Source organism: Nocardia noduli (assembly GCF_019038455.1).
In the GTDB taxonomy this organism is placed as follows: Bacteria; Actinomycetota; Actinomycetes; order Mycobacteriales; family Mycobacteriaceae; genus Nocardia; species Nocardia noduli.
In genome coordinates this window covers 25,855-50,646 of the sequence record NZ_JAFMPL010000042.1, presented here as the reverse complement: position 1 = coordinate 50,646, position 24,792 = coordinate 25,855, and the positions used below count along the sequence as shown (strand labels likewise).

16 protein-coding genes are annotated in these 24,792 nt (G+C 69.3%); 6 read left to right on the top strand and 10 right to left on the bottom strand.

Annotation, left to right across the window (positions count from 1 at the left end; genetic code table 11):
• Positions 1-227 precede the first annotated feature (227 nt).
• Positions 228-935 carry a TetR/AcrR family transcriptional regulator gene (locus JZ792_RS22190; protein WP_308165399.1) on the bottom strand — a complete coding sequence of 236 codons (708 nt, stop codon included), beginning with the start codon at positions 933-935 and terminating at the stop codon, positions 228-230.
• Positions 932-2,302, bottom strand: coding sequence for a hydroxysqualene dehydroxylase (locus tag JZ792_RS22185; RefSeq protein WP_308165398.1), 1,371 nt, complete (start codon positions 2,300-2,302; stop codon positions 932-934). Before JZ792_RS22185 ends, JZ792_RS22190 begins: the two co-directional genes overlap by 4 nt.
• 183 nt (positions 2,303-2,485) lie before the next feature.
• Between JZ792_RS22185 and JZ792_RS22180 the strand changes: the two genes are divergently transcribed.
• On the top strand, positions 2,486-2,905 hold the full coding sequence (locus JZ792_RS22180) for an SRPBCC family protein (protein ID WP_216912920.1): 420 nt from the start codon (positions 2,486-2,488) through the stop codon (positions 2,903-2,905).
• A 9-nt stretch (positions 2,906-2,914) separates the two neighbouring features.
• Here the strand turns inward: JZ792_RS22180 and JZ792_RS22175 are convergent, their stop codons facing one another.
• Together JZ792_RS22175 and JZ792_RS22170 are read right to left on the bottom strand one after the other, a co-directional pair.
• Positions 2,915-3,694: a DNA-formamidopyrimidine glycosylase family protein gene (locus JZ792_RS22175; RefSeq protein WP_216912918.1), complete on the bottom strand. Its 780-nt coding sequence runs from the start codon at positions 3,692-3,694 to the stop codon at positions 2,915-2,917.
• An 18-nt stretch (positions 3,695-3,712) separates the two neighbouring features.
• Positions 3,713-8,488: an Lhr family ATP-dependent helicase gene (locus JZ792_RS22170; RefSeq protein WP_216912916.1), complete on the bottom strand. Its 4,776-nt coding sequence runs from the start codon at positions 8,486-8,488 to the stop codon at positions 3,713-3,715.
• An 87-nt stretch (positions 8,489-8,575) separates the two neighbouring features.
• On the opposite strand from JZ792_RS22170, the gene JZ792_RS22165 reads away from it, so the two are divergent.
• A complete protein-coding gene (locus JZ792_RS22165; RefSeq protein ID WP_308165397.1) occupies positions 8,576-9,121 on the top strand; it encodes a histidine phosphatase family protein in 546 nt (181 codons plus the stop codon).
• A gap of 58 nt (positions 9,122-9,179) precedes the next feature.
• Here the strand turns inward: JZ792_RS22165 and JZ792_RS22160 are convergent, their stop codons facing one another.
• Positions 9,180-10,655, bottom strand: coding sequence for a nicotinate phosphoribosyltransferase (locus JZ792_RS22160; protein ID WP_216912914.1), 1,476 nt, complete (start codon positions 10,653-10,655; stop codon positions 9,180-9,182).
• Positions 10,655-11,515 carry a phosphoribosyltransferase family protein gene (locus JZ792_RS22155; RefSeq protein ID WP_216912912.1) on the bottom strand — a complete coding sequence of 287 codons (861 nt, stop codon included), beginning with the start codon at positions 11,513-11,515 and terminating at the stop codon, positions 10,655-10,657. The genes JZ792_RS22160 and JZ792_RS22155 overlap by 1 nt, the downstream gene beginning before the upstream one ends.
• 197 nt (positions 11,516-11,712) lie before the next feature.
• On the opposite strand from JZ792_RS22155, the gene JZ792_RS22150 reads away from it, so the two are divergent.
• The 4 genes from JZ792_RS22150 to JZ792_RS22135 all read left to right on the top strand — a co-directional run bounded on the left by JZ792_RS22150 (position 11,713) and on the right by JZ792_RS22135 (position 18,881).
• On the top strand, positions 11,713-13,803 hold the full coding sequence (locus JZ792_RS22150) for a glycosyltransferase family 39 protein (RefSeq protein ID WP_216912910.1): 2,091 nt from the start codon (positions 11,713-11,715) through the stop codon (positions 13,801-13,803).
• 91 nt (positions 13,804-13,894) lie between these two features.
• The gene (locus tag JZ792_RS22145; protein ID WP_216912908.1) at positions 13,895-15,478 is read left to right on the top strand and encodes a sensor histidine kinase; all 1,584 of its coding nucleotides are present in this window, start codon (positions 13,895-13,897) and stop codon (positions 15,476-15,478) included.
• A gap of 4 nt (positions 15,479-15,482) precedes the next feature.
• Positions 15,483-16,706 (top strand): bifunctional glycosyltransferase family 2/GtrA family protein, encoded by a 1,224-nt coding sequence (locus JZ792_RS22140; RefSeq protein ID WP_216912906.1) that lies wholly within the window; start codon positions 15,483-15,485, stop codon positions 16,704-16,706.
• Positions 16,707-16,919: 213 nt separating this feature from the next.
• Positions 16,920-18,881: a GMC family oxidoreductase N-terminal domain-containing protein gene (locus JZ792_RS22135; RefSeq protein ID WP_216912904.1), complete on the top strand. Its 1,962-nt coding sequence runs from the start codon at positions 16,920-16,922 to the stop codon at positions 18,879-18,881.
• 42 nt (positions 18,882-18,923) lie between these two features.
• Here the strand turns inward: JZ792_RS22135 and JZ792_RS22130 are convergent, their stop codons facing one another.
• The 4 genes from JZ792_RS22130 to JZ792_RS22115 all read right to left on the bottom strand — a co-directional run bounded on the left by JZ792_RS22130 (position 18,924) and on the right by JZ792_RS22115 (position 24,281).
• Complete coding sequence (locus tag JZ792_RS22130; protein WP_216912902.1) at positions 18,924-19,304, bottom strand: DUF742 domain-containing protein; 381 nt, start codon at positions 19,302-19,304, stop codon at positions 18,924-18,926.
• Positions 19,301-19,723 carry a roadblock/LC7 domain-containing protein gene (locus JZ792_RS22125; protein ID WP_216912900.1) on the bottom strand — a complete coding sequence of 141 codons (423 nt, stop codon included), beginning with the start codon at positions 19,721-19,723 and terminating at the stop codon, positions 19,301-19,303. Before JZ792_RS22125 ends, JZ792_RS22130 begins: the two co-directional genes overlap by 4 nt.
• Positions 19,701-22,112, bottom strand: coding sequence for a sensor histidine kinase (locus JZ792_RS22120; RefSeq protein WP_308165396.1), 2,412 nt, complete (start codon positions 22,110-22,112; stop codon positions 19,701-19,703). The genes JZ792_RS22125 and JZ792_RS22120 overlap by 23 nt, the downstream gene beginning before the upstream one ends.
• A 141-nt stretch (positions 22,113-22,253) precedes the next feature.
• Positions 22,254-24,281, bottom strand: coding sequence for a sensor histidine kinase (locus tag JZ792_RS22115; protein ID WP_216912898.1), 2,028 nt, complete (start codon positions 24,279-24,281; stop codon positions 22,254-22,256).
• Positions 24,282-24,792 lie beyond the last annotated feature (511 nt).

The window sequence follows — 24,792 nt, the reverse complement described above, 5'->3', positions numbered from 1 at the left end:
CGGCGCGGTCGCCATGTTTCCGGAGCGGTGTCGACCGTGGTGCTGTTCGGCCCGCGTAGTCCGTGGGCGCAACAGGGTTGGCGGCGTGTGACCGTGGTGCTGTTCGGCCCGCGTAGTCCGTGGGCGCAACCAGGTCGGCGGTGTGCCCCCGTGGTGCTACTCGGCCCGCGTAGTCCCTCGTGCGCAACCAGGTGGACGGCGTCGAGTTGTCGCACGCCGGGAGTGTCTCAGGTCGAGGCGGGCGGAGCTTCCATGGCGGTCGCCCAGTCGACCAGGGAACGCAGGTAGCTCAGCACGAGTTCGTCGGGATAGGTCCGCCGGTCGGCCAGGTGCAGTCGCGCGATCTCCTCGATCGCGGCCAACAGAAGGCGTTGGGTCGGGCCGTCCGCGTCGACGGTGACTCCCGCATAGCGGGACAGGTGGTCCGCGCCGATCACCCTGGCGTAGGCGCGTCCCATGTCGAGGCGCTCGCGCAGGCCGGGCGGTCCGCCGTCGGGTGGGCTGAGCATGATCTGCCAACTGGTCGGGGCGGCGTGTAAGTAGGCGAGGATCGCCCGGCCGACCCGGTCCACATCGTCCGTGCTCGACCGGTCGGTGTTCCCGTCGACAGCCAGCGGGTCGATGGTGCCGATCCCCGCGAGCGCGATCTCGCTCTCGCGTTTCAGCAGCGCTGTCATCAGCCCGGACAGGTCGGCGAACTGCTGGTAGACGAGGGCTCGCGCGACGGGCGCCGACCGCGCCACCCGCTCGATCGTCACCGCGGCGAAACCTTCGGCGGCGACGATGTCGCGGGCGATGTCGAGGAGCTGGGCGCGCCGATCGGTGGCCGACATGCGCCGCCGCGGTGTCGACGCCGAATCGGCGTCGGCGCGAGGCGGATCGGCGGGCGCCGTACTCGTCCGCGGCGGTGCGGCGGGGCGACGCTCGGTGCTCACGACTCAGACGGTAGCGCGAGCAGCAGATCCACCGCCCGCGCGGCACTCTGCACCGCGCTCTCCATGGTCGCGGACCAGTCGGTGGCGGTCCAATCACCGGCCAGTGCGAGGGTCGGTACCGAGGTGCGCTGGGCCGGGCGCAGGCCGTGGGTGCCGAGAACCTGGGAGAAGGTGGCCTTCGGCATCCGGATCACCTGGGCCTGAACCACTTTCAGGGCCGCGGCGGCGGGGTAGTAGCGGCGCAGCATGGCCAGTTGTTCGGCGACGATCTCCTCGTTCGATTTGTGGATCTGCTCGTAGGCGCCGCTGGTGGTCAGGCAGTACAGCCAGGCCCGTTCGGTGCTGCGTCCGGTCATCAGCTGCCGGTCGAAGACCTCGTCGATGACGCCGGTGCCGCCGATCAGCGCCTCGAATTCGCTGTCGGTGCCGAGTGGCCCGTCCAGGTAGAGGTTGGTGCTGACGATCGGCGTGTGACCCAATTTGTCCGCGGCGGCGTAGATCTCGGGGTGTTCGGGCAGTTCGTCGAGCAGGCCGCCGATATTCGCGTTGGGCACCGCGCAGATCACCGCGTCGGCTGGCACGACGGAACCGTCGGCGAGCGCGACCCCGGTCACCTTCCCGTCGGCGATATGGATGCGTCGCGCCACCGCCCGGTGGCGCACCTCGACCCCGTGCCGCGCGAAGACCTCGAGCGCGCCGGTGACGTAGAGGGTGTCGAGATCGGTGGTGGGGTAGCCGATGTTGACACCTTTGCGATCCTTGATTCCCAGCCGGATACCGGTCGCGAGCACATCGGCGAACACCTTGGCCGATTCCTGGTGCACCGGCTCGGCCGCGATGCCGAGTGCCAGCCAATCCCAGACGGCCTCGCGCGCGGTGGCGGGCATACCGACCCGGTCGAACCACTGCGCGGTGGTGAGGTCGACGAGATCGGCGGGCTGACGCAGGCACTGCCGGCCCAGCCGCGCGGTGGCCAGGGCGGTGCGGACCCGGTCCAGCGCCGTGGCGTCGGGATGCGGTCCGGTGAGAGTGCGCCAAGCGCCCAGACCGGTGGTCCGCATCGTCGCCGAGCGGCCGTCCGGCCAGCGCAGGGTGCCGCCACGGGGAAACGCGACGAAACGCCTGGTGCCGACGCTGGTGAGATACCGGAACAGGTGGTGGTAACCGCTGGCGATCACGTGTTGCCCGTTATCGGGAAGATCTTCGGCCGCTTCGGCTTTCATGGCGTGGGTGCGTCCGCCGAGTCGGCCGCGTCGCTCCAGCAGGGTGACCTGTTTACCCGCCTCGGCCAGCCACACCGCCGACGCGAGCCCCGCCAGTCCGCCGCCGATCACCACGTACCGTCGCGGATCGTTCGAATCGCTCACAGCCATACTCCCTCACCCTAACTTCCAATTTGTAAGTTAGAGGGCGGGTGAGGTGCAGTCAATGGCTGAGCTCACGCCGCGACCTATCGCAGCGCGCGAAGCTCCCCGGCGTGGTGGGCCGGGAACATGCGGACCCGCGATCCGTGGTCGCGGGCGAGCAGGAGTCCGTCGTCGTAGGGTCGAATGGTGACCAGACCCGTGCGCCATGTCAGCGTGAATATCGCACAGCCGTTCGTGACGGTCGCCGCCTTCCTCGGCGATCCGGCGAACTATCCGTCCTGGGCCACCGGCCTGGCGGGCGGACTCGCGCCCGCGGGCGCGGACCCGGGAGCCGAGCCGGGCGAATGGCTCGCCGACGCTCCCCAGGGCAGCGCCTACGTCCGTTTCAGCCCGCCCAACGACTTCGGCATCGCCGACCACCGGGTGCGATTCCCCGACGGTTCGACCCTGCACATCCCACTGCGCGCGATCGGCAACGAGGAGGGGACCACCGTCGTGCTGACCCTGTTCCGTCGCGCCGGGGTCACCGACGACGAGTTCGAGACCGACGCCGGATGGGTGCGCCGCGATCTCGACGCGCTGCGGGATCTGCTCGAGCGGTGAGGGTGGCGATCACTCGGGTGGCGGCTGGCACCGGGGGCAGAAGTAGATCCCCCGTTCGTGCTGGGTGATGCGATCGGAGGCCGGGGTGGTGTCGGCCAGCGGTCGGACGGTGATGGGTGTACCGCACCGCTGGCACGGGCGACGCTGACGGCCGTAGACGAGTTCCCGGCGCGGCGGCGAGTGCGCGGCCTCGGACAGGATGCGGTGGGCCTCGTTGACCAGGGCGAGCAGATCGGGGACATCGCGCACGGGCGTCGCGGGGTGGACCCGGCGCAGGAAACAGACTTCGCTGCGGAAGATATTGCCGATGCCCGCCAGATTGCGCTGGTCGAGCAGGGCGACGCCGATAGCCTGATCCGGGTAGCGCTGTAGTCGCTCGACCGCGACGGCCGGATCCCAGTTGGGGCCGAGCAGATCCGGGCCGAGATGGTCGATCACCAGATGCTCCTGCGCGCGCGGCACGGCCTCGACCTTGCCGAGGGAGAAGCCGACGGCCTCGGTGTCGTCGGTGGCGAGAACCAGTCGCGCGGTCACCCGGGGACGGGTCCAGCGTTCGCCGACACAGTAGGTCCGCCAGATACCTTCCATCTTCAGATGGGTGTGGATGCTCACCCGCGGCGTTCGGATGAACAGGTGCTTTCCGTAACTGCCCACCTCGTCGACGCGTTCGCCCACCAGATCGACCGTCGCGTAGCGCGGCACCCGGAAATCGCTGCGGACCAGCGTCTTTCCGACCAGGGCCCGCCGCAGCCCGGCCGCGGTCAGGAATACCGTGTCACCTTCGGGCATGACACGACCGTAACCGGATCACGTATGGCCCCGCAGTCGCAGACCGCGCGGGGTGGCCGAGAAACCCGCACCGGTCAGGAATTCGGCGAAGGTGTTGCCGTGCACCGAATCTCCGTCGACCCGGTCGATCACCAGCGCGTCGACCCGACGGGTCCGCACCAGATCGGCCAAGGCGGACGCGGCGGCCCGGCGCGCGTCCGGGTCCTCGGTGAAGGTGAGCAGTGTCTTACCGCCGCGCTCCAGGTACAACACTGCTTCGCCGTCGAGGAGCACCACGATGGCGCCCGCCTTACGTCCGGGTCGGTGCCCGCCCTCGCCGTCGCCCTTGGGCCACGGCAGCGCCGCACCGTACGGGTTGGCGGGATCGCACGCGGCCAGTGCCGCCACCGTGGCGCTGCGCCGGGAACCAGGCCGGACGCGGTCGGTGTCGAAGGAGCGCAACCGGTCGACCACATCGGTGGTGGAGAATTGCGCGCCGCCCAGCGAGTCGACGAAATAGCCGCGACGGCACCGCCCACGGTCCTCGAATTCGGTGAGAACCCGGTACATCAGCGCGAAACCGCCTGGCACCCCTTCGTTCTGGACCGAGCCGCGGGTCAGCACGCCGTAGCGCTCCAGCAGGGTGTCGGCCGTCGCGTGCGCGCGAACGGTGTTGTCGGACACCCGCTCCGGCAGCAGCGACCAGCGTCCCGCCACCGCGGGTGGCCCGGTCCTGGTCGGCATGCTCGGGCGCGGCAGGTAGGCGCGGCCACGCGGGGCCCGGCGCGGGGTGCGATGCGCGGTGGTGGTGCGGGTGGTGCCGGAGAGCAGCGCCCGCACCGGCGCGAAGGTGTCACCCGAGACGACGCCCGCCCACACCAGCTCCCACAGCGCGGTCGACACCGCGGTGTCGTCGAGCAGTCCGGTGGCGTCGGAGAGTTGCCGGAAGAAATACGCGCCGCCGCCGTGCAGGACCGGTGGTAGGCGCGGTGCCGGATGGTCGCCGTCCGATTCGACCGGCGGCGGTATCGCGATCGTCGCCCCGAGGGTGTTCAGCAGCCGCAGGTGAATTTCGGAGAGTTCGATCTCGTCCGGCGGTGCGAGGGTGAAGGGCGCGTGTTCGGCCGGGTGCAGCGCGATCCAGCCGTCCTTCGCGGTGATGGCCCCGTGCCCGGACCAGATCACCTCGCCGGTGGCCGTGAGTTCGTCGAGCATCGCGGGTGAGTAGTCGCCGACGCGGGCGGGCAGGATCAGCGATTCCCAGGCCGAGGCCGGAATCGGCACGCCCGCGAGCTGTTCCACCACCGTGGCGACGCCGTCGACCCCGCGCAGTTCCCCGGTGCCGACGTGTTGCCAGGACGGGAGGAATCGTCCGAAGGCGGCGGTGGTGACCGGTTCCACCTCGTGCCGCGCCGCGGCGAGCGAGCGACGCCGCAAACGGCGCAGCACCTGGGTGTCGCACCATTCCGAACCGGTCGCCGCGGGCGTGAACTCACCTTCCACGATACGTTTCTCGGCGACCAGCCGGTGCAGCGCGGTGGCGGCGACCGCGGTCCCGATGCCGAATCGCCGGGCGACGGCCTCGGTGCCGAACGGCGCGTGGGTACGGGCATAGCGCCCGACCAGGTCGCCGAGCGGGTCGGCGACCGGTTCGATGAACGCCGCGGGCGTGCCGATGGGAAGCGGGACGCCCAGGGCGTCGCGCAGTCGTGCCGCGTCCTCGACCGCGACCCACCAGGTACGGCCCGCGAAACTGACCTCGAGCGCGCGTTTGCTCGTTCGCAATTCCGAGAACCACGCGTGGTGGTCCGGCGCGGCCGTCGAATCGTCCTCTGGGCCGTTTCGCGTCGGGTTGTCGGATGTCTCGAGGTCGGTGTCGTTCGCCTCGTCCTCGAGACGGTCGGCACGGACGCAGCGCTGCCCCGCCTCGTCCGCCGTGAGCGGCCCGAGCAACCGCAGCAGATCCGCCAGACCTTCGGCGTCTCTGGCCCTGCGCTCGGGGGTGAGCCGTTGCAGTTCCCGCTCGGTCTGCTCCAGAATCTCCGCGTCGAGCAATTCCCGCAGCTCGACCCGGCCGAGCAGTTCGGCGAGCAGACTCGAATCCAGCGACAGCGCGGCGGCGCGCCGCTCGGCCAGCGGACTGTCGCCCTCGTACATGAACTGCCCGATGTAGTCGAACAGCAGCGAACTCGCGAACGGCGACGGCGTCGCGGTCTCGACCTCGATCAACCGCAGCTGACGCCTGGCGACCCGGCCGAGCAGATCACGCAGCGCGGGCAGGTCGTAGACATCGCGCAGGCATTCGCGCACGGTCTCCAGCAGGATGGGGAAGTCGGGGAATTTGCGGGCCACGTCGAGCAGTTGCGCCGACCGCTGCCGCTGCTGCCACAGCGGTGCGCGTTTACCGGGATCGCGCCGGGGCAGCAGTAAGGCCCTGGCGGCGCATTCACGGAATCGGGACGCGAAAAGCGAAGAGCCGCCGACCTGTTCGGTGACGATCTCGTCGATCTCGTCGGGTTCGAAGACGAACAGATCGGCGCCGGGCGGCTCGTCGGTGGTGTCGGGTAGTCGCACCACGATGCCGTCGTCGGAGGCGTTCGGCGCGACATCGACACCGAAACGTTCCCGCAGCCGCGAGCCCACCGCCAACGCCCACGGCGCGTGCACCGGCAGCCCGTACGGGGAGTGCAGCACCAGCCGCCAATCGCCCAGTTCGTCCCGGAAACGCTCCACCACCAGCGTCTTGTCCGTGGGAAGCGTGCCCGTCGCGGTGCGCTGTTCGTCCAGCAGGGCGGCGAGATTGGTCGTGGCGTTGACATCGAGGCCCGCCGACCGCGCGATATCGAGCAGCGTGGCGGATATCGTCCCGCTCGAACGGAGTGCGTCGAAGCCGTCGCCGGATGACGCGGAAGTGTCGGGGGCGGAGGCCGTTCCGCGGCCGGGGACGTTCACCTTCCCCGCCTTGCGCACGAATTCCCCGAGTGCGGCACCGAGTTCGGCGGGTCGGCCGAGGCCGTCGCCGTGCCAGAACGGCAGCCGTCCCGGTTGCCCGAAGGCGGGTGTCACCAGGACGCGGTCGAAGGTGATCTCCTCGATCCGCCAACTGGTCGCGCCGAGCGCGAAAACGTCGCCGACCCTGGATTCGTAGACCATCTCCTCGTCGAGTTCGCCCACCCGCGAATTCTTCTCACCCACCATGTACACCGCGAACATGCCGCGATCCGGGATCGCGCCGCCCGAGGTGACGGCCAGCCGCTGGGCTCCCGGGCGCCCGGTGAGGGTGCCCGCGTCCCGGTCCCAGACCAGCCGCGGCCGCAATTCGGCGAATTCGTCGGACGGATAGCGCCCGGCGAGCAGGTCGAGCACCGATTCGTAGGCCGAGCGCGGCAGGGCGGCGTAACTGCCGGTGCCGCGCACGGTGTCGAACCAGGCGTCGACGTCGATCGGTTCCAGCGCGCAGGCGGCGACGGTCTGCTGGGCCAGGATGTCGAGCGGGTGCGCCGGAATCGCGAGTTCTTCGATCTGTCCGCCGAGCATCCGCTGCGCGGTGACGGCGCAGTGGATGACGTCGGTGCGGTGTTTGGGGAACAGCACGCCCTTGGAGATCTCGCCGACCTGATGTCCGGCCCGCCCGATCCGCTGCAACCCGCTCGCCACCGAGGGCGGCGCTTCCACCTGCACGACCAGGTCGACCGCACCCATATCGATGCCGAGTTCCAGGCTGCTGGTGGCGACGACGCAGCGCAGCCGCCCGCTCTTGAGATCGTCCTCGATGACGGCGCGCTGCTCCTTGCTCACCGATCCGTGGTGCGCGCGGGCGAGCAACTGTTCCGCGCCGTGCACCACCTCGGTGGAGGCGCCCAACTGGGCGGGTGGGCCGTGCGCGGTGTCGACCGGGTCGCCCACGCGGGCGGCGTAGGCCTCGTTGAGCCGGGCGGTGAGTCGTTCGGCGAGGCGACGGGAATTCGCGAAGACGATCGATGACCGGTGTTCGAGTACCAGGTCGACGATGGCCTCGTCGACGTGCGGCCAGATCGAACCGGGCTGATCCGAGTCGCCGATCTCGGTCATATCGGTGACCGGAACCCGCACCGACAGGTCGAAGGTTTTCGGCGCGGGCGGGGACACGATGGTGATCGGCGCGTTGCCGACCAGGAATCGGCCGACCTCCTCGGGCGGGCGCACCGTCGCGGAGAGACCGATGCGCTGGGCCGGCCGCTCGGTCAGCAGGTCGAGCCGGGCCAGCGACAGCGCCAGGTGCGAGCCGCGTTTGGAGCCCGCGATGGCGTGCACCTCATCGATGATGATCGTGCCGACCCCGGTGAGGGTTTCCCTGGCCGCCGAGGTGAGCATCAGGAACAGCGATTCGGGGGTGGTGATGAGGATGTCGGGGGGTTTGCGCTGCATCGACCGGCGATCGGCGGGGCTGGTATCCCCCGACCGCACGCCGACGCTGATATCCGGCGGCTCGGAGCCGAGCCGTTTGGCCGTCTGGGTGACCCCGACCAGCGGCGCCCGCAGATTCCGTTCGACGTCGACGGCCAGCGCCTTGAGCGGTGACACGTAGAGCACCGAGGTACCGCGCGGCTGGTCCGACGGTTCCCGGCTCGCCAGCCGGTCGATCGCCCACAGGAACGCCGACAGGGTCTTACCCGACCCGGTCGGCGCGACGACCAGGGTGTGTTCCCCGGCCGCGATGGACTGCCAGGCGCCGAGCTGGGCGGAGGTCGGCGCGGGGAACGCGCCGTCGAACCACTCGCTCGTCGCCTTGGAGAACATGGCGGTCGAGAACTCCGGTTGCGAGTGCTCGGCCATATCGACAGTGTGCACCCGGGGACCGACAAGCACCGGCGAGTGGCAATCGGCGACCCGGGCGCGCGCCGCCGCCGTACGCTTCCACCCGTGCAGAAAGTGCTCAAACTCGACCTGGTCAGCCACGGTATGACCGAGGCGATGCGCAAGGCACGTTTCCCCGCCGACGAGTCGTTGACCGAGGCGGGCCGCCGCGCCGTCACGGCCTGGGGCAGGCCCGCCGGGGCCAGGGTGCTCACCGCTCCGGAACGCAGGGCCGTCGAGACGGCGACGGCGATGGGCCTGTCCGGTGCGGCCGACGAGCGGCTACGCGATCTGGACGCGGGTGTCTGGCGCGGTGACGACCTGAATTCCGTACCCCAGGCCGAGCTGTACGCGTGGCTCACCGATCCGGGGTTCCGGGGTCACGGCGGCGAATCGGTCACCGATGTCATCGCCCGGATCAGGTACTGGATGGCCGAGATCGCCTCGCACGGCGAATCGACCGTGGCCGTCACCCATCCGGCGGTGGTGCGTGCCGCGCTGCTGGTGACCCTGGACGCGCCGCCGAAATCGTTCTGGCGCATGGATATCCCGCCGGGCAGCGTCACCAGACTGCACTTTCGCGGCGAGTGGAATCTGCATTTCGCGGGCTGAGCCGCGTCCGTGACCCCTCGGATGCCCCGGGATCGGTCCGGGGCATCCGAGGTCACGATCACCGGAAGCGTTTGCTCTCCTCGCGCAACCGCGCCCGGATCTCGGCGAAACCCGTTCTGCGGACGAAGGTTCCGTTACGCCACACCTCGACCAGCGCGCTCGCCGCCTCCTGTTCGGGGGTGGCCTGCTCGTGGACGACGAGTTCGCTGTCCGCGCCGGGCAGCACCGCGAGACGGCCGCGGGCCGAGCGTTTGGTGCCCGAGTCGGTGACCGGCGCCTTGAAGATGTCGCGTCCGATCCCGTCGACCTCGACGTAGGTGGCCTTCATCGCCGAGGAGAAGGTGTCACGGGTGACGTACTGGTAGGTGTAGGAGCCGACCCCGAAAACGACCGTGGTCGAGGCGAATCCCATCTGCGCCAGCCGCGCGGTGATGGCGTCGGCGCGGTCGTAGGTGATCGAATCGCCGTAGATCACCCCGATACGCGGATCGAGGACGCGGTAGCCCGCCGCGTTCACGGTGCCGCCGAAGGTCTCCCACAGCAGTTGGACCACCCCGCGTCCGGCGGGCGTGTCGTCGGCGGCGGTGCCGCACAGGATGGTCTCCGGATCGCCCGAGTCGGGCCGGATCACCAGCGTCCCGTCCCTGGCCAGGATCCGGTCACGCAGCGCGGGCAGGGTTTCGGCGAGCACCCGCCACAGGTCGAAGGTGTCGCTGACGACCGAGACGACCCCGCTCGGGTAGAGATCGAGCAGCCTGCGGTAGGTGTCGTCCTCGGATTCGCGGGTGCCCGCGCACATCACCGAATGTTCGGTGGCGGCGACCGAGCCGAGGATCCGCTCCCCGGAATCGTCGGGGTAGAAGTAGTCGATCCAGTCCGCCGACACCAGCGAATCCGAGCCGCTGAACGACAGCAGATGCGCGGCTCCCGAGGCCGCGGCGGCCTCGATGCCCGGCATACCGCGGAACGAGAAGTCGTGCCCCTGGAAACCGACCGCCTCGGGATCGGCGCCGGTCGCCTCGGCCCGCGCCTCCAGCAGCGCGCGCAGCCGCCACGCACTGGTCGCCGAGGTCGACGGTTGCCAGATGGCCGCCGACAGCGCGGTTTCCAGGTAGTTGGTCAGCCAGAAGAAATCCGGGTGGGTGTTCTCGATGGTCAGCACCGGTACGCGCAGCGGAACGGGGGTGCCCTCCGGTATCGAGCGGATGCTCAATGGCAGGTAACCCAGGGCGTGCAGCGCGCGGATGTGGTCGCTGCCGATCAGGTTCGGTCCGAGGATCGACCGCACGCGGCGCTCGTATTCGGCGCAGACCAGGTCGACGTCGGCGGCGAAGAACCGCGCGAAGGAATCCTCGAGCACATCGCGCAGGAAGGCCTGCAATCCGAAATGCACGACGTGTTCGACGCCGTGGATCCGGGACGCGCGGTGGGTCAGATTCGAATACACGCGGGTGGTGCCGTCGGGGTACTGGCGACGGTGGTCGAGTTTGTAGGCGTCGGTCAGGAACAGGGGATCGGTGGCACGGCGGAACATCACAGGATTCCTTCGGAGAGAACGTGATCGAGCAGGTCGATCAGGTGCAGGCGGTGCGGGGCCAGCTCGGTCGCGCGAGCACCGGGATGTGAGTCGGTGGAGTAGACGCGGGAATAGGGCGCGAGATTGGTCGCGAGGCGTTCGCCGCCGGAGAAGACGCCGTGGGTGACCCACAGGTCCACCCGTTCGGCGGTGTCGAACGAACCGGCCGCGGCGAGTCCGGCGAAGGTGCCGCCGCCGTCGCAGATGTCGTCGACGACGAGTACCCGCAGGCCCGTCACAGGTGTGGACAACTCGAAACCGTCGAGTCGCCCGGTCGCCGGATCGCGACGTTTGCGTCCGTGCGCGACGGGGATCGCCCCGAGTGCCTCCGCTCCGAGTGCCTCCGCGACGATCGCGGCCCGCTCGCCCGCGCCCGCGTCGGGGGCGACGACCAGGTCGTAGTCGCGCGGTAGTGCCGAGGAGGCGAGCCGCCCGAGCGGAATCTCGGTCAGCGTCGGCCCGCGCAGTGTCGATTTCGCCAGTGGCGAATGGATATCGGCGTAGATCACCTCGTCGGCGAACGCGCCGATCACCGCGGCGTAGACGGCGGCGCCGCACGGTATGTCGTGGTCGGTGCGTGCCGCCGGGATGTAGGGCATCAGTACCCGCGCGGGTTTTCCGTGCCGCCGGACCACATCGGCCCACATGCCGAGGGCGAGCAGGTCGTCGGGGAATCCGCCGCGGACGACCGCGAAACGCTCGGCCTCGGGGTCGAACGACGGGCCGGTCCGCAGGAACCACTCACCGCCGGGGAAGCGCAGGAACTCCAGGTCGTCGGGCCGCGCGCCCTCGGGGGTCCTGACCATCGTCTCGATCATGTGACCACCGTAGCATAGTTTTAGTTAGATAGACCAAAACTAATTTCGGATGCGCACTCACAGCTGGTTCGCAGGAACTTCGGAGCCTGCCGAGAGGCGCCGCGCATAGGTTCGACGGGTCGGTGACGCGAAAGGCGGGGGATGACGGGCTCGGTGCGAACGGATAACGGTGGATCGACCATGCGGAAGGGCAGACGATGACGGCGACCGCGAGCGCCCCGGCGGCGGCACGACCACGACCCGCGCGACGGGCGGACACGCGACCGCGCACGTGGACCGCCCGGCTGCTCTTCGGACCGATCACCCAGCCGAGGTGGGCCCGGCCCGGTTTGTTCGCGCTGCTCGGCGCGACCGCGCTGCTGTATCTGTGGAATCTGACCGTCTCCGGCTGGGGCAACGAGTACTACGCCGCGGCCGCGCAGGCGGGCGCGCGGAGTTGGCGCGCGCTGCTGTTCGGCTCGCACGACGCGGGTAACGCGATCACCGTCGACAAACCGCCCGCCGCGCTGTGGCTGATGGGTTTGTCCGGGCGACTCTTCGGCTTCGGCGAGTTCTCGGTGCTGGTCCCGCAGGCACTGCTCGGCGTCGGCTCGGTCGCGCTGCTCTACGCCGCCGTCCGTCGCTGGGCCGGACCCGGCGCCGGGCTCATCGCGGGTGCCGCCCTCGCGGCGACCCCGGTCGCGGCCTTGATGTTTCGCTACGACAATCCCGACGCCCTGCTCACCTTCGCTCTCATCGCCGCCGCCTACTGCACGGTGCGCGCGGTCGACGCGAACGGCGCGCGCTGGTGGTCGGGCAGTACCGGCTGGCTGGTCCTCGCGGGAGTGGGCGTCGGGGTCGGATTCCTGACCAAGATGTTGCAGGCGTTCCTCGTCCTGCCCGCGTTCGGACTGGTGTTCCTCGTCGCGGCGGCGGGCGGATTCTTCTCGCGGGTGGGCAAACTCGTGACCGCGCTGGCCGCGCTGATCGTGACGGGCGGCTGGTACGTCCTGCTCGTCGAGTTGTGGCCCGCACGCGACCGCCCCTATATCGGCGGCTCGACCAACAACAGCCTGTGGGAGCTGACACTCGGCTACAACGGACTCGGCAGACTGCTCGGCGGACACGGCAATCCGGGCGGACAGTCCGCCCCCGCCGCGGGTGCGCGGATGGGCGGCGCGTTCGGCGGCGACACCGGGATCACCCGGCTCCTGCGGGATCTGATGGCCACCGAGGTGTCATGGCTACTGCCCGCGGCCCTGATCGGCCTCGTCGCCGGACTGTGGTCGACCCGCCGCGCCCCGCGCACCGACCGTGCGCGCGCCGCCCTGATCCTGTGGGGCGGTTGGGTACTCGGCACCGGACTGGTCTTCAGCTATATGAGCGGGGTCATCCACCCGTACTACACGGTCGCCCTCGCGCCGGGTGTCGCCGCGCTCGCCGCCGTCTCGGTGACGCGGCTGTGGGAGCTCAGGGCCGCCGCCTCGGCGCGGATGGTCCTCGCCGCGATGGTCGTCGTCACGGGCGGCTGGGCCTTCGTCCTGCTCGACCGCACGCCGGAATGGCTGCCGTGGCTGCGCTGGTCGATCGTGATCGGCGCGATCGTCGCCGCGGTGGGTCTGCTACCGAGAATCCGGCGGGCTCGTGTGCTGCCCGCGATCGTCGCCACGGTCGGCCTGATCGCCGGATTCGCGGGCACCGCCTCCTACGCGGTGGTCACCACCACCCATCCGCACAGCGGCGGTATTCCGGCCTCGGGGCCGAGGGGCGACGCGTTGGCAGGTGGGCCGCCACCCGGTGGCAGCCCCACGGCGGGGCAGGGGCGAGCCGGTGAGCCCGCCGCCGACGCCCCGCCCGCCGGGCAGCGAATGTCACGAGAGGCGAACCCGGGTCCAGGTGCCGCCACCGGTGGCCCTCCCGGCCCGGGTCCCGACGGCCCTCCCGGCATCGGCCCCAACACCGAACTCGAGGCGCTGGTGCGCGCCTGCGACCGGCGCTGGTCCGCGGCCACCGTCGGTTCCTTCGGCGCCTCCGGACTCGAATTGCGCAGTGGCGCGTCGGTGATGGCGATCGGCGGTTTCAGCGGTCGCGACGACGCCCCGACGCTGGAGGAGTTCCGCGCGCACGTCGCGGCGGGCGATATCGGCTACTTCGTGACGGCGCGGCGTACAGGTCCGCGTCCGCCGCGCCCCGGCGGGGAACGGGAGAAATCGACCGGACAGCAGATCGAGGAATGGGTGGGCGCGCACTACGCGCCACGGACGATCGGTGACGCGACGGTCTACGACCTGACCGCTCCCACACCGTGATCCGGCCACACCGCGAGCCGGTCCCGACGTTCACAGCGAACTCCCAGCGCGCTCGCAGGGTCAGCGCCGCCGACCTTGTCAGCCTGGGAGTATGACCAGGGGATCAACCGTGCCCGAGCCGAGCCCGCGCTCGCGGCTGCGCAGGTGCTTGTCGGCGGTGCCACTGCGGGTGGGGCTGGTCGTCGTGCTCGTCTCACTGTCCGCGCTGGCGCTGGTGGCCACCGGATTCGCCGTCACCTCGGCCCTGAGCCGGTCGCTCACCCAGCGCGTCGACGACCAACTCTCCGATTCGGCGCGCACCTGGGCGATGCCGAGGGCGATGCGGCAGGTCGTCTCCGAGGACGGGCGGACGCAGTGGATTCCGGCGGATATGCCCGGACCGTCTCCGCGGTCCGAATCCTCCGGTGACCAGCCACGGCGGTTCTTCGAACTGCGCACGGGCGTCGACGGGCAGATCTACAACCAGCTCGCGGGCGGCACCGGCGAGCTGCCCGATCTGAGTGCGGGGCAGGGGCCGGGCCCGGTCACCGTCGGCTCGATCGGCGATTCGAGCGCGCACTGGCGGGTGCTGACCGTGTCGAACCAGTACGGGTCGACCACCATCGGACTGCCGCTGACCGACAACCAGGAGACGGTGTCGCGTCTCATCTATTTCGAACTCGGCACCGGCGCGCTGGCTCTGCTCGCGCTCGGCGTGGTCGGCTACCTCGCCGTCCGGCGCAGCCTGCGGCCGTTGCTCACGGTCGAGCAGACCGCGGCCGCCATCGCGGGCGGTGACCTGCACCGGCGAGTTCCGGTGCGCGGGGTCGACACCGAGGTGGACCGGCTGGCGCGGTCGCTCAATGTGATGCTCACCCGGATCCAGCACGGCGTCGCGGCCACCGAGGCCTCCGAGGAGGACGCGCGACGTTCGGAGGCGAGGATGCGCCGATTCGTCGCCGACGCCAGCCACGAATTGCGCACACCGCTGACGACCATCCGCGGTTTCGCCGAGCTGTATCGCCAAGGGGCGAGCAAGGATCCGGAACTCGTCCTGCGCCGCATCGAGGGTGAGGCGCGACGGATGGGTCTGCTGGTCGAGGACCTGCTCATGCTGGCCCGGCTCGACGCCGACCGCCCGGTCGAACGCGCGCCGGTCGATCTGCTCGCGGTGGCGGGCGACGCGGTGCACAACGCTGAGGCGATCGACGCCGATCAGCACGCCGTCCCCGGCGCGCGGCGGCGGATCGGGCTGGAGATCGGCGCGGGCGAGGGCACGATGGTGGTCGACGGCGACGAGGGGCGGCTGCGTCAGGTGCTGACGAATCTGGTCGGCAACGCGCTCACCCACACCCCGGCGGGAACGCCGGTGACGGTGCGCCTGCAACCCTCGCGTGACGAAGTGCGCGTCGACGTGATCGATACCGGCCCCGGACTCGAACCGGAGTCCGCAGCACGGGTTTTCGAACGTTTCTACCGGACCGACAGTTCGCGGACCAGGGCCAGCGGCGGCACCGGTCTCGGCCTGTCGATCGTGCAGGCGTTGGTCACCGCGCACGGCGGACGGGTGACCGTCGACAGTGTGCTCGGCGTGGGTGCGACCTTCTCGGTGTCGTTGCCGCGCGTCCCGCGTGCCCATCCACAGGAAACTCCCAGCCGACCCGCAGGATTCGGGGAGGTCGGTCGGCGAAGCTGACGACATGAGCGATACCGCGACCGATCCTCGGACGATCGGCACCGCGACCGCGGCGCCGGTCCTGGATATCGTGATCCCGGTCTACAACGAGGAGAAGGATCTCGCGGGCTGTGTGCGCAGGCTCTCCGCGCATCTGGCCGAGGGTTTCCCCTTTCCGGCGCGAATCACCATCGCCGACAACGCGAGTACCGACGCCACCCTCGCTATCGCGCACGCGCTCGCGGCCGAATACCCCGGCGTCCGCGTCCTGCACCTGACGGCGAAAGGCCGCGGCCGCGCGCTGCGCACCGCGTGGCTCGACTCCGACGCCGAGGTCCTCGCGTATATGGACGTCGACCTCTCGACCGATCTCAACGGCCTGCTTCCGCTGGTCGCGCCGCTCATCTCGGGGCATTCCGATCTCGCCGTCGGCACCCGTCTGAGCCCGAGGGCGCGAGTGGTGCGCGGCCCGAAGCGCGAATTCATCTCGCGCGGATACAACCTGATCCTCAAAGCCGCACTGCGGGCACGGTTCTCGGACGCGCAGTGCGGATTCAAGGCCATTCGCGCCGATATCGCCCGGCAACTGCTGCCCCTGGTGCAGGACGGCGAATGGTTCTTCGACACCGAACTGCTGGTTCTGTCCGAGCACGCCGGGTTGCGGGTGCACGAGGTGCCCGTCGACTGGATCGACGACCCGGACAGCCGGGTCGACATCATCGATACCGCGCGCAAGGATCTGCGGGGCATCTGGCGGCTCGCGCGCGCCATGACGACCGGCGCGCTGCCGCTGAACGAGTTACGTCGCGCGATCGGGCGCGAACCGCTCGTCGACGGCGTGCCGCGCGGCATGGTCGGGCAGGTGGTGCGGTTCGCGATCGTCGGCGCGGTGTCGACGGTGGCCTATACGGCGCTCTATCTGCTGTGGCAGCCGGTTGTGGGTCCGCAACTCGCGAATTTCGCGGCGTTGCTGATCACGGCGATCGGCAACACCGCGGCCAACCGGGCTTTCACCTTCGGCGTGCGCGGGTCGGCCCGCGCGCTCGCCCATCATTTCCAGGGACTGCTGATCTTCGGCTTCGGGCTCCTCGTCACCAGCGGCGCGCTGTTCGCGCTGCATCGCTGGGCGCCCGGTGTGCCGGTGCAGTGGCAGTTGCTCTCGCTGGTCTCGGCCAATCTGGTCGCGACGCTGCTGCGCTTCGTCGGGCTGCGCTGGGTGTTCCGCGAGGGTTCGATCGCCCGCCGCTGAGTGCGGCCGCGGCGTCGCTTTACGGTGTCGCGGAGCCGGGGTAGTGTTCCAGCACACATATTATGTGAACGAGCATTCTTGTATGTCCGAGTACTACCCCGGCCGACGAGAGCGCCGGGCCCCCGAGGGCGGCCCGGTGTCCGACGTGACAGATACAGCCCCTCTGTCCAGTGTTTTCGGCACCTCCGCACCGGCCGGGACGGAGAGGAACCCATGGCTTCGACGGCACTCACGGCCCGGCAACGGGCCGCACTCGAGTTGATCTGCGATACGTTCGCGCCCGGCGACGGACTCGGCCTGCCGGGCGCGGCCGAGTTGAACGTCGCCGACGTGGTGGTTCGGCTGCTCGCCCGCAATCCGAGGGCCGCCGAACTGAAACAGGTCGCGACACTGCTCGGTCTCTGGGACACACCGCTGATGGGCCTGCTCGCCGGTGCGGGACCGCGCCGGTTCTCCGCGCGCTCGCAGGCCGAGCGTGAGCGGTTCCTGCTTCGCCTCGGCGAATCGCGACTGCCCGCCAAACGCGCGGTCTTCCAGGCACTGAAATCGGCCGCGCTGCTGTCGTATTACACGACGCCGGGACCGGCCGGGACCAATCCGCTGTGGAAGGAGATGGGCTACCCCGCGCCGCCGGGTGCGCTGGCGTCCGCGCCGAAGCCCGCGCTCACCCCGCTGCGTCCGTCCGAGGCGACCACCTACGACTGCGATGTCGTCGTCATCGGGTCCGGCGCGGGCGGTGGCGCGGCGGCGGCGGTTCTGGCCGAAGGCGGACTCGACGTCGTCGTCCTGGAACGCGGCGGCTACTACGACGACGCCGATTTCGGCACCGGCGAACTCGACGGCCTGCTGAATCTGTACGCACCGGGACCGACCGCGACGGCCGAGGGCCAGCTGACCCTCGTCGCGGGTGGATGCCTCGGCGGCGGCACCGTCGTCAACTGGAGCACCTCGCTGCGCACCCCCGACGACGTGCGCGCCGAATGGGCGGGACTCGGCGCGACCCAGTTCGCCGACGAGGAATTCGGCGATGCCCTCGACGCGGTGGAACGCCGCCTCGGCGTCACCTACGACAGGTCACCGCTGTCGGCACGCGACGACGTCCTCGCGCGCGGAGTGGCCGCGCTCGGCTGGGATATCGCCGAACTCCCGCGCAATGTCACCGACGCCTGCGACGCCGGAATCGAGTGCGGGCGTTGCGGTTACGGATGTAGGCTCGGCGCTAAACAGTCGGCGACCAAGACCTGGCTCGCGGACGCGGCCGAGCACGGTGCCCGGCTGGTCGTCGGCGTCGACGTCCGCGCGGTCGAGGTCGGCAACGGACGCGCCGAGGGGGTGCGGGCGGTGACCGCCGACGGTGCCGAGATCCGGGTGCGCGCCCGCGCGGTGGTCGTCGCCGCGGGCGCGATCCAGACCCCCGCGTTGCTGCGCCGCTCCGGACTACGGAACAAGAACATCGGCAAATACCTGCGACTGCACCCGGCATCCGCGGTGTTCGGCACCTTCGACGACGAGGTGCGTCCCTGGGAAGGCGGACTCCAGACCAGGATCTCGCGGAAGCACAGCGATCTGAGCGACGGCTACGGCGTCATCTACGAGACCGGGCCGCTGCATCCGGGAATGCTGGTCGGATTCATGAATTGGCGTGGAGCACAGCAGCATCGGTCGGCCATGCTGGATCTGGCCCGTACCGCCGCGGTCGGCGTCATCACCCGCGATCGCGACCACGGCACCGTCACCGTCGACGGCAGCGGGGAGGCGATCGTGAAATACACGCTGTCGAAACGCGACGCCGCCCATATGCACACCGGAATCGTCGGGGCCGCGCGGATTCTGGAGGCCGCGGGCGCGAAGCGGATCTTCTCCGGGCACCAGCTCGGAGCGGAATACGAACCGGGAGTTCGGGGTTCGCACGCGGAATTCGCCGCGTCGGCCGAGGCCGCGGGCTACGGTCCGGCACAGTGCGGGATGGGCGCGCTGCACATCATGGGCTCGGCCCGCATGGGCGGCTCCCGCGAGGACTGCGCGGTCGATCCCGACGGCGTCACCTGGGAGGTGCCCAATATCGTCGTCGCGGACGCGTCCTGTTTCCCGACCGCGAGCGGTGTCAACCCGATGGTGTCGATCGAGGCGATCGCGTACATGAACGCGAAACGTCTTCTCGCCCGCATGAAATGAGCCGACGATCCGGCGCCACCGTGACGGCGGCGCCGGATCGGCTCAGATCGCTTGGATACCCCGGAGCACAGCGCGCAACAGTTCGGGGTTGCGCGATACCGCGTCCGGTTTGGGATCGGGGGAGCGGTACTTGAGCTGCCCGTCGTCGATCAGGTCACCGACCAGGATCTTTGTCGAGGTCAACGGCAGGTTCAGGTGCGCGGCGACCTCCGCGACCGAGAGCGCCGTGCGGCTGAGCCGCAGGATTTCCGCGTATTCGGGATCGGGCCGCCGTGGTCGCACACCCGCGCTCGCGTTCACCACGAGCGTGAGCATGTCCAGTTCGGGCCGTGCGTTGTCGGACCGCCCGTGTGTGACGGCATACAGGCGCACAAGGGGGCCCGCATCCTCGTCGTACCAGGACTCACGCTCGTCATCACTCATGGTTGTCTCGAGCCGGCCTCATCCAGGGTCGGACGCGGATCGACCGAGAGGTGGGCGCCGACGCGTTGCACGGTCTGGTTCATCTCGTAGGCCACCATGCCCATATTGGCCGTCTCCACGGTCAGCAGGGCCAGGCAGGCGTTCTCACCCGCCGCGGTGATGAACAGCACCGCCTCGTCGAGTTCGACCACCGTCTGGCACACGCCACCGACGTCGAAATGCGCGCCCGCGCTGCGTGCCACACCGTGCAGGGTCGAGGCCATCGCACCGAAACGCTCCGCGTCGGGCTGATCCATCGACCCGCACTGGCCGAGCAACAGACCATCGGTGGACAACACGATGGCGAAACGGACATCGGGCAGTCGCTCGATGAGATCGTCGAGCAACCAGTCGAGGCTACGGGGCTTGGAGGTTGTCACCGGCACCTTCTTGTCGATCGGACTGCTTTGCTGAATTGTCGATTTCGACACGATTGATTCGGCCCTGGCGGGTACCGCTCTCGATCGCCGACATCAGATTGCGCGCTTCGTCGGCCGAACGCGGTCGTGGCATCGTCACGGACCTGGTCGTCTTGGCCGCAGACTCGGCTGCGGCCTCCTCGGCGGCGCGCCTGCGCCGAGGAAGTGCTGGTTTCTCCCCGCCGCTGGGCGGCATCGCTATCGTCCGTTCTGTATTGGCCATACCCGCGGTGACCGTCGAGACCGCCGCGGGCGCGAAGGTCGGCTGCGGTGGCGGGGCCGCGATCGCTGGCCTGCGTTCGACGGGTTCGTCATCGGAGCCGGTGGCGATCAGTGCGGTCGGCACCAGGACGATCGCCTTGATGCCACCGTAGTCGGATTCGGCCAGCCGCACCGAGATCCCGTGGCGCTGTGACAGTTTCGCGACCACGAACAGTCCCAGCCTGGCATCGGTCGACAACGCGGCGACGCTGAAGTCCGGCGGCTCGGTCAGCAACGCGTTGCGTTCGGCGAGTTCGGCCGTCGACATACCGAGACCCTGGTCGGCGATCTCCAGCGCGACACCTCTGCCGACCTGATTACCGGAGATCGCGACCCGCGACTGCGGCGGTGAGAAGGCGGTGGCGTTATCGGTGAGCTCGGCGAGCAGGTGGATGAGGTCGGCCACCGCGCCGCCGGTGATCCGCAGATCCGGCAGCTTTCCCGTATTGATCCGGGTGTAGTCCAGACTCTCGGCCACGGCGCTGCGGACGACGTCGATCAGTGGCACCGGATTGCGCCAGCGTCGACCAGGCTTCTCACCACCGAGGATGATCAGGTTCTCGGCGTTGCGTCGCGAGCGGGTCGCCAGGTGGTCGAGCTGGAACAGGACGTCGAGTTTGCTCGCGTTCTCTTCCTCGCGCTCGGCTCGGTCCAGCAGTGCGAGCTGGCGGTGCACCATGACCTGGCTGCGATGGGCGATATTGAGGAAGACCGCGTTCACGCCCTCCCTGGTCTTGGCCTCGGCGACGGCGGCGACGACGGCCGCGGCGTGGGCGCGGTTGAACGCGTCGGCGACCTGGCCGATCTCGTCCTTGCCGAAGTCGAGGGGAGCCAGATCGGCGTCCTCGTCGAGTTCGCGGCCCGAACTGAGTCTCTTGATGGCCTCGGGCAGGCGCTGGTCGGCCAGTTCCAAGGTCTCGCGGCGCAGCCTGCGCATCCGGCGGATGAGTCGATTGGCCAGGAACAGCGCGGCGACGAAGGCCAGCAGCGTGACGAAGCCGACCGCGATACCGCCGTACAGGGAGTTGGACGCGGTCTCCTCACCGGAGGCCATGGCGTTGCGGTGCGCTTCCCGGCTCTGGGCTTCCCAGAGTTTGAGCAGATCCGAACGCACATGCGCGGCAACGGTTCCCCACTCGGCGAAACCGAGCGGCAACGCGTTCGCCTGCGCCGTGTTGGCCGACGAGCCGCCGGTGGAGTTGTTCGTCGAATTGTTCGTCGAATTCCGCCCGGCCGGAGGGTCGCTCTCCGGGGCGACCACGCCGCGGCGGATGACGGCATCCTCCATCGCGGTGAGCTGCTGCCAACTCTGTCCGTCGAGGACGGCCTTGAGTTGCGCCTTGCGTTCACCGGTCAATGTGCCTGCGGCGAAGGCCATCTCACCGCGCGCGTCTCCGACGTAGCGAATGAATTCGGTGAGCTGTTCGGCGGAGAACTGATTGGTGAGCAGGCCCTGCGAACCGATCGAACCCGCGCGCGAGACGGCCTCGGCCGCCCGCAGCGGGTGGATCGCCTTGTACAGGTCGACCGCGATCTTGGCGTCCGGCGCGACCTCGGCCGCGAGCAGCGAACCCTGCACGATCGTGTCGATGACGGTACTGAATGCGAGGAAGACCTGCTGGGAGGGCAACGCGCGCGCGTCGATTCCGGCCCGCAGAATCGGAAGTTGTTCGTACAGCTCGGTGTAACCCTCGAGTTCGGATCTCAGGTCGGGACGAAGTAATGCCGCGTTCTCACCCACGAGTTGCAGCGCGGCGAGCGCGTTGTCGGAATTCTTCCTCGTCGCCGCGATATTCTCGCCGACCGCGGGATCGCCCGCCAGGAACAAGATCGAGGCGCCGCGCTCCAACTGGAAGGCCTCGATCATCAGGACCGACGGCTCGGTGGTCGCGCTGGCCAGTTCCGCCCAGTTCTCGGCGTCCTTGCCGTTGTTCACCAGGTAGACCGAAGCCCCCACACCGATGCCGAGCAGAGCGATACTCGGGATCAGCGCGATCGCGAGCAGCCGGGCGCGGACTCCGATAGGACCGTGTAGCTTTCCGCGCTTGATAGCTGTGGTCAAGGTATCGAGGAACTTGCTGTCAAACACCGGTAATCGAGCCTACCTCTGGGCGTTCCCGCCCTCTTGCGACCGGTCGACGGGGACCGGAAACCGGTGTGGCACCGGTTGTATCCCGAGCCACCCTAACGATTGAAGTCACGGTTGCGCAACAAAATGGAAGAGTCAGGTTTAATTTCCTCGCACATCCAGAGGCCCTCGGGAGAGCGTTCGTCGGGGGGTTTCGGTGCGTTCGGGACTCTCGTCACCGTCGGCGACCAGGGTCGTCGGGATGAGAACGATCGCTCGCACGCCGCCGTAGTCGGATTTGCCCAGCCGCACCGAGATGCCGTGACGGGTCGCCAGCATGGCGATGACGAACAGACCGAGATGCGCGTCGCTCGACAGCGCGGCCAATCCGAAACTCGGCGGGTCGGCCAGCATCGCGTTGCGCTCGTCGAATTCGGCGTCCGACATGCCGAGCCCCTGGTCGGTGATCTCGAGGACGACGCCCTTACCCACCGATTGCCCCGACACCCCCACCCGAGTCTCGGCCGGTGAGAAGGCGGTCGCGTTGTCGGTGAGTTCGGCGATGAGGTGAATGAGGTCGGCGACCGCGCCGCCGACGATGCGGATATCGGGTACCCGCCCGGTATGGATCCGGGGGTAGTCCAGACTCTCCGCGACCGCGCCGCGCACCACGTCGATGAGGGGGACCGGGGTGCGCCAGCGTCGTCCAGGCTGCTCGCCGCCGAGGATGATGAGATTCTCGGCGTTGCGGCGGGCGCGGGTGGCGAGATGGTCGAGCTGGAACAGGGTGTCGAGTTTGCCCGGATCTTCCTCGTCGTTCTCGGCGCGGTCGAGCAGCGTGAGTTGGCGGTGCACCATGACCTGGCTGCGACGAGCGATATTGAGGAAGACGGCCTTGACACCCGCGCGCGTCTTGGATTCGGCGACAACCGCCGCGACGGCCGCGCTGTGCGCGCGATTGAACGCGTCCGCGACATGGCCGATCTCGTCGTCGCCGAAATCCAGCGGCGTGCGGACGGCCTCCCTGTCGATATCGCGACCGTCGTTGAGCCAGCGAATGGTTTCGGGCAACCGCTCCTCGGCGAGTGCGAGGGTTTCCTGACGCAGTCGGCGCATCCGGCCGATCAGGCGGTTGGCCAGGAACAGCGCGGCGAGGAAGACCAGCACGGTGATGGCGAGGATCGCCGCACCGCCGTAGGCCGATCTTTCCGCGCGGTTCTCACCGACGGTCGTCGCGTCGGCCTGGCTGTCGCGGCACAGATCGACCCACAACCGGGCCAGCGCCGCGCTGACGGAAGTGGCGGCAGCCTGCCATCCGGCGGCGGATTCGTCGTCGGGCATCTCCTCGGAATCCACGACGCCCCCTCGGAGCATCGCGTCTTCCATCGCGACGATCCGGCGACGATCCGGTCCCTCGGTGATGGCCTCGAACTGTTCGGCGCGGTGACCGGAGACGGCGGAAGCCACCGTGGCCAACTGGGCCCGTGAATCACCGACGTAGCGCGTCAGATCCGCGAGTTGCGCGCCGGTGAGCCGGTCGGTGACCCGCGCGACCGCGCCGACCGCGGCCGCGCGCGAGATCGATTCGCTCGCGCGCAGCAGGAGCATGGCCTGGTACAGGCCCGTCGCGGCCCCGGCGTCCGGGGCGACCTCGGCGGCGAGCAGAGTCGCGGCGACGATGGTGTCGATGACCGTCGAATAGGCGGTGAACACCTGATCGGCGGGCACGGCGCGCGCGTCGATTCCCGAGCGCAGCGCGGGAAGCTGGCTGTAGAGCTGGTTGTAGCCGTCGATATCGGTCGACAGGTCCGGCCGCAGTGCCGAGGCCGCGTCACCCTGCGCCTGCACCGCCGCCAGCGCGGTATCGGAGTTCTTCCTCGCGACCGTGAGTGTGCCGGTGGCGAGTCGGCTCCCGGCCAGGTACAGCATCGATGCACCGCGTTCGACCTGGAACGCCTCGACCATCTGCCGTGCCGGATCGGTTGTCGCGCTGGCGAGTTCGGCCCATTGCCCCGCTTTGCGTCCGTCCTTGATCAGGTAGACGGTCGCACCGGTGCCGATGCCGAGCAGGGCCAGACTCGGAATGAGGACGATCGCGAGCAGCCGGGTCCGTACACCGACGGTGCCGCGCGAACGCCCGCCCTCGGAACCCGCCGCCGTGTCACCACGAATGGAGTTGATACCTGACACCGATGTTCGATCCCCGCCTCTGAGGAATATCCGTCCACATAGCTGTGCACGTCGAGCTGGTCGCTGGCTGCGCGACCGGCTGTGTGGGAAGTCACTCTATCCAGAGAAGTATCAGTTCACCAATAGAATTCGACACTCGAGACGTCGAGAGGGCGAACCTCTCATGCGGGGCGAGAGAGTGCAACGCTGTTCTCGATCATGGAGAATAGCGATTCAATTGTTTCGGCCGTAACGATGCGGTGGTCGATGTCTTGCCTCGCCCTCGCTCACCGGTTCGTATTCGGAGCAGTCGGTAGACGGTGGGCCGCGAACGCAGGAATCGGCGTCCGCGCTGCCGACCCACATCGAGGAGAGCGCTCGACGGATTCAGACCTTGGTTGCGTGACCCGAGTGGCATGCCCTCGGACCGGGACGTGGCAGCGGGGGCTGGATCTGATGCTGCGCAGGAGGGTTTGTCGCCGACGGTGCCGCGGATCTTCGGACTCGAACTCTTCGAGTAAAGATGCCCATC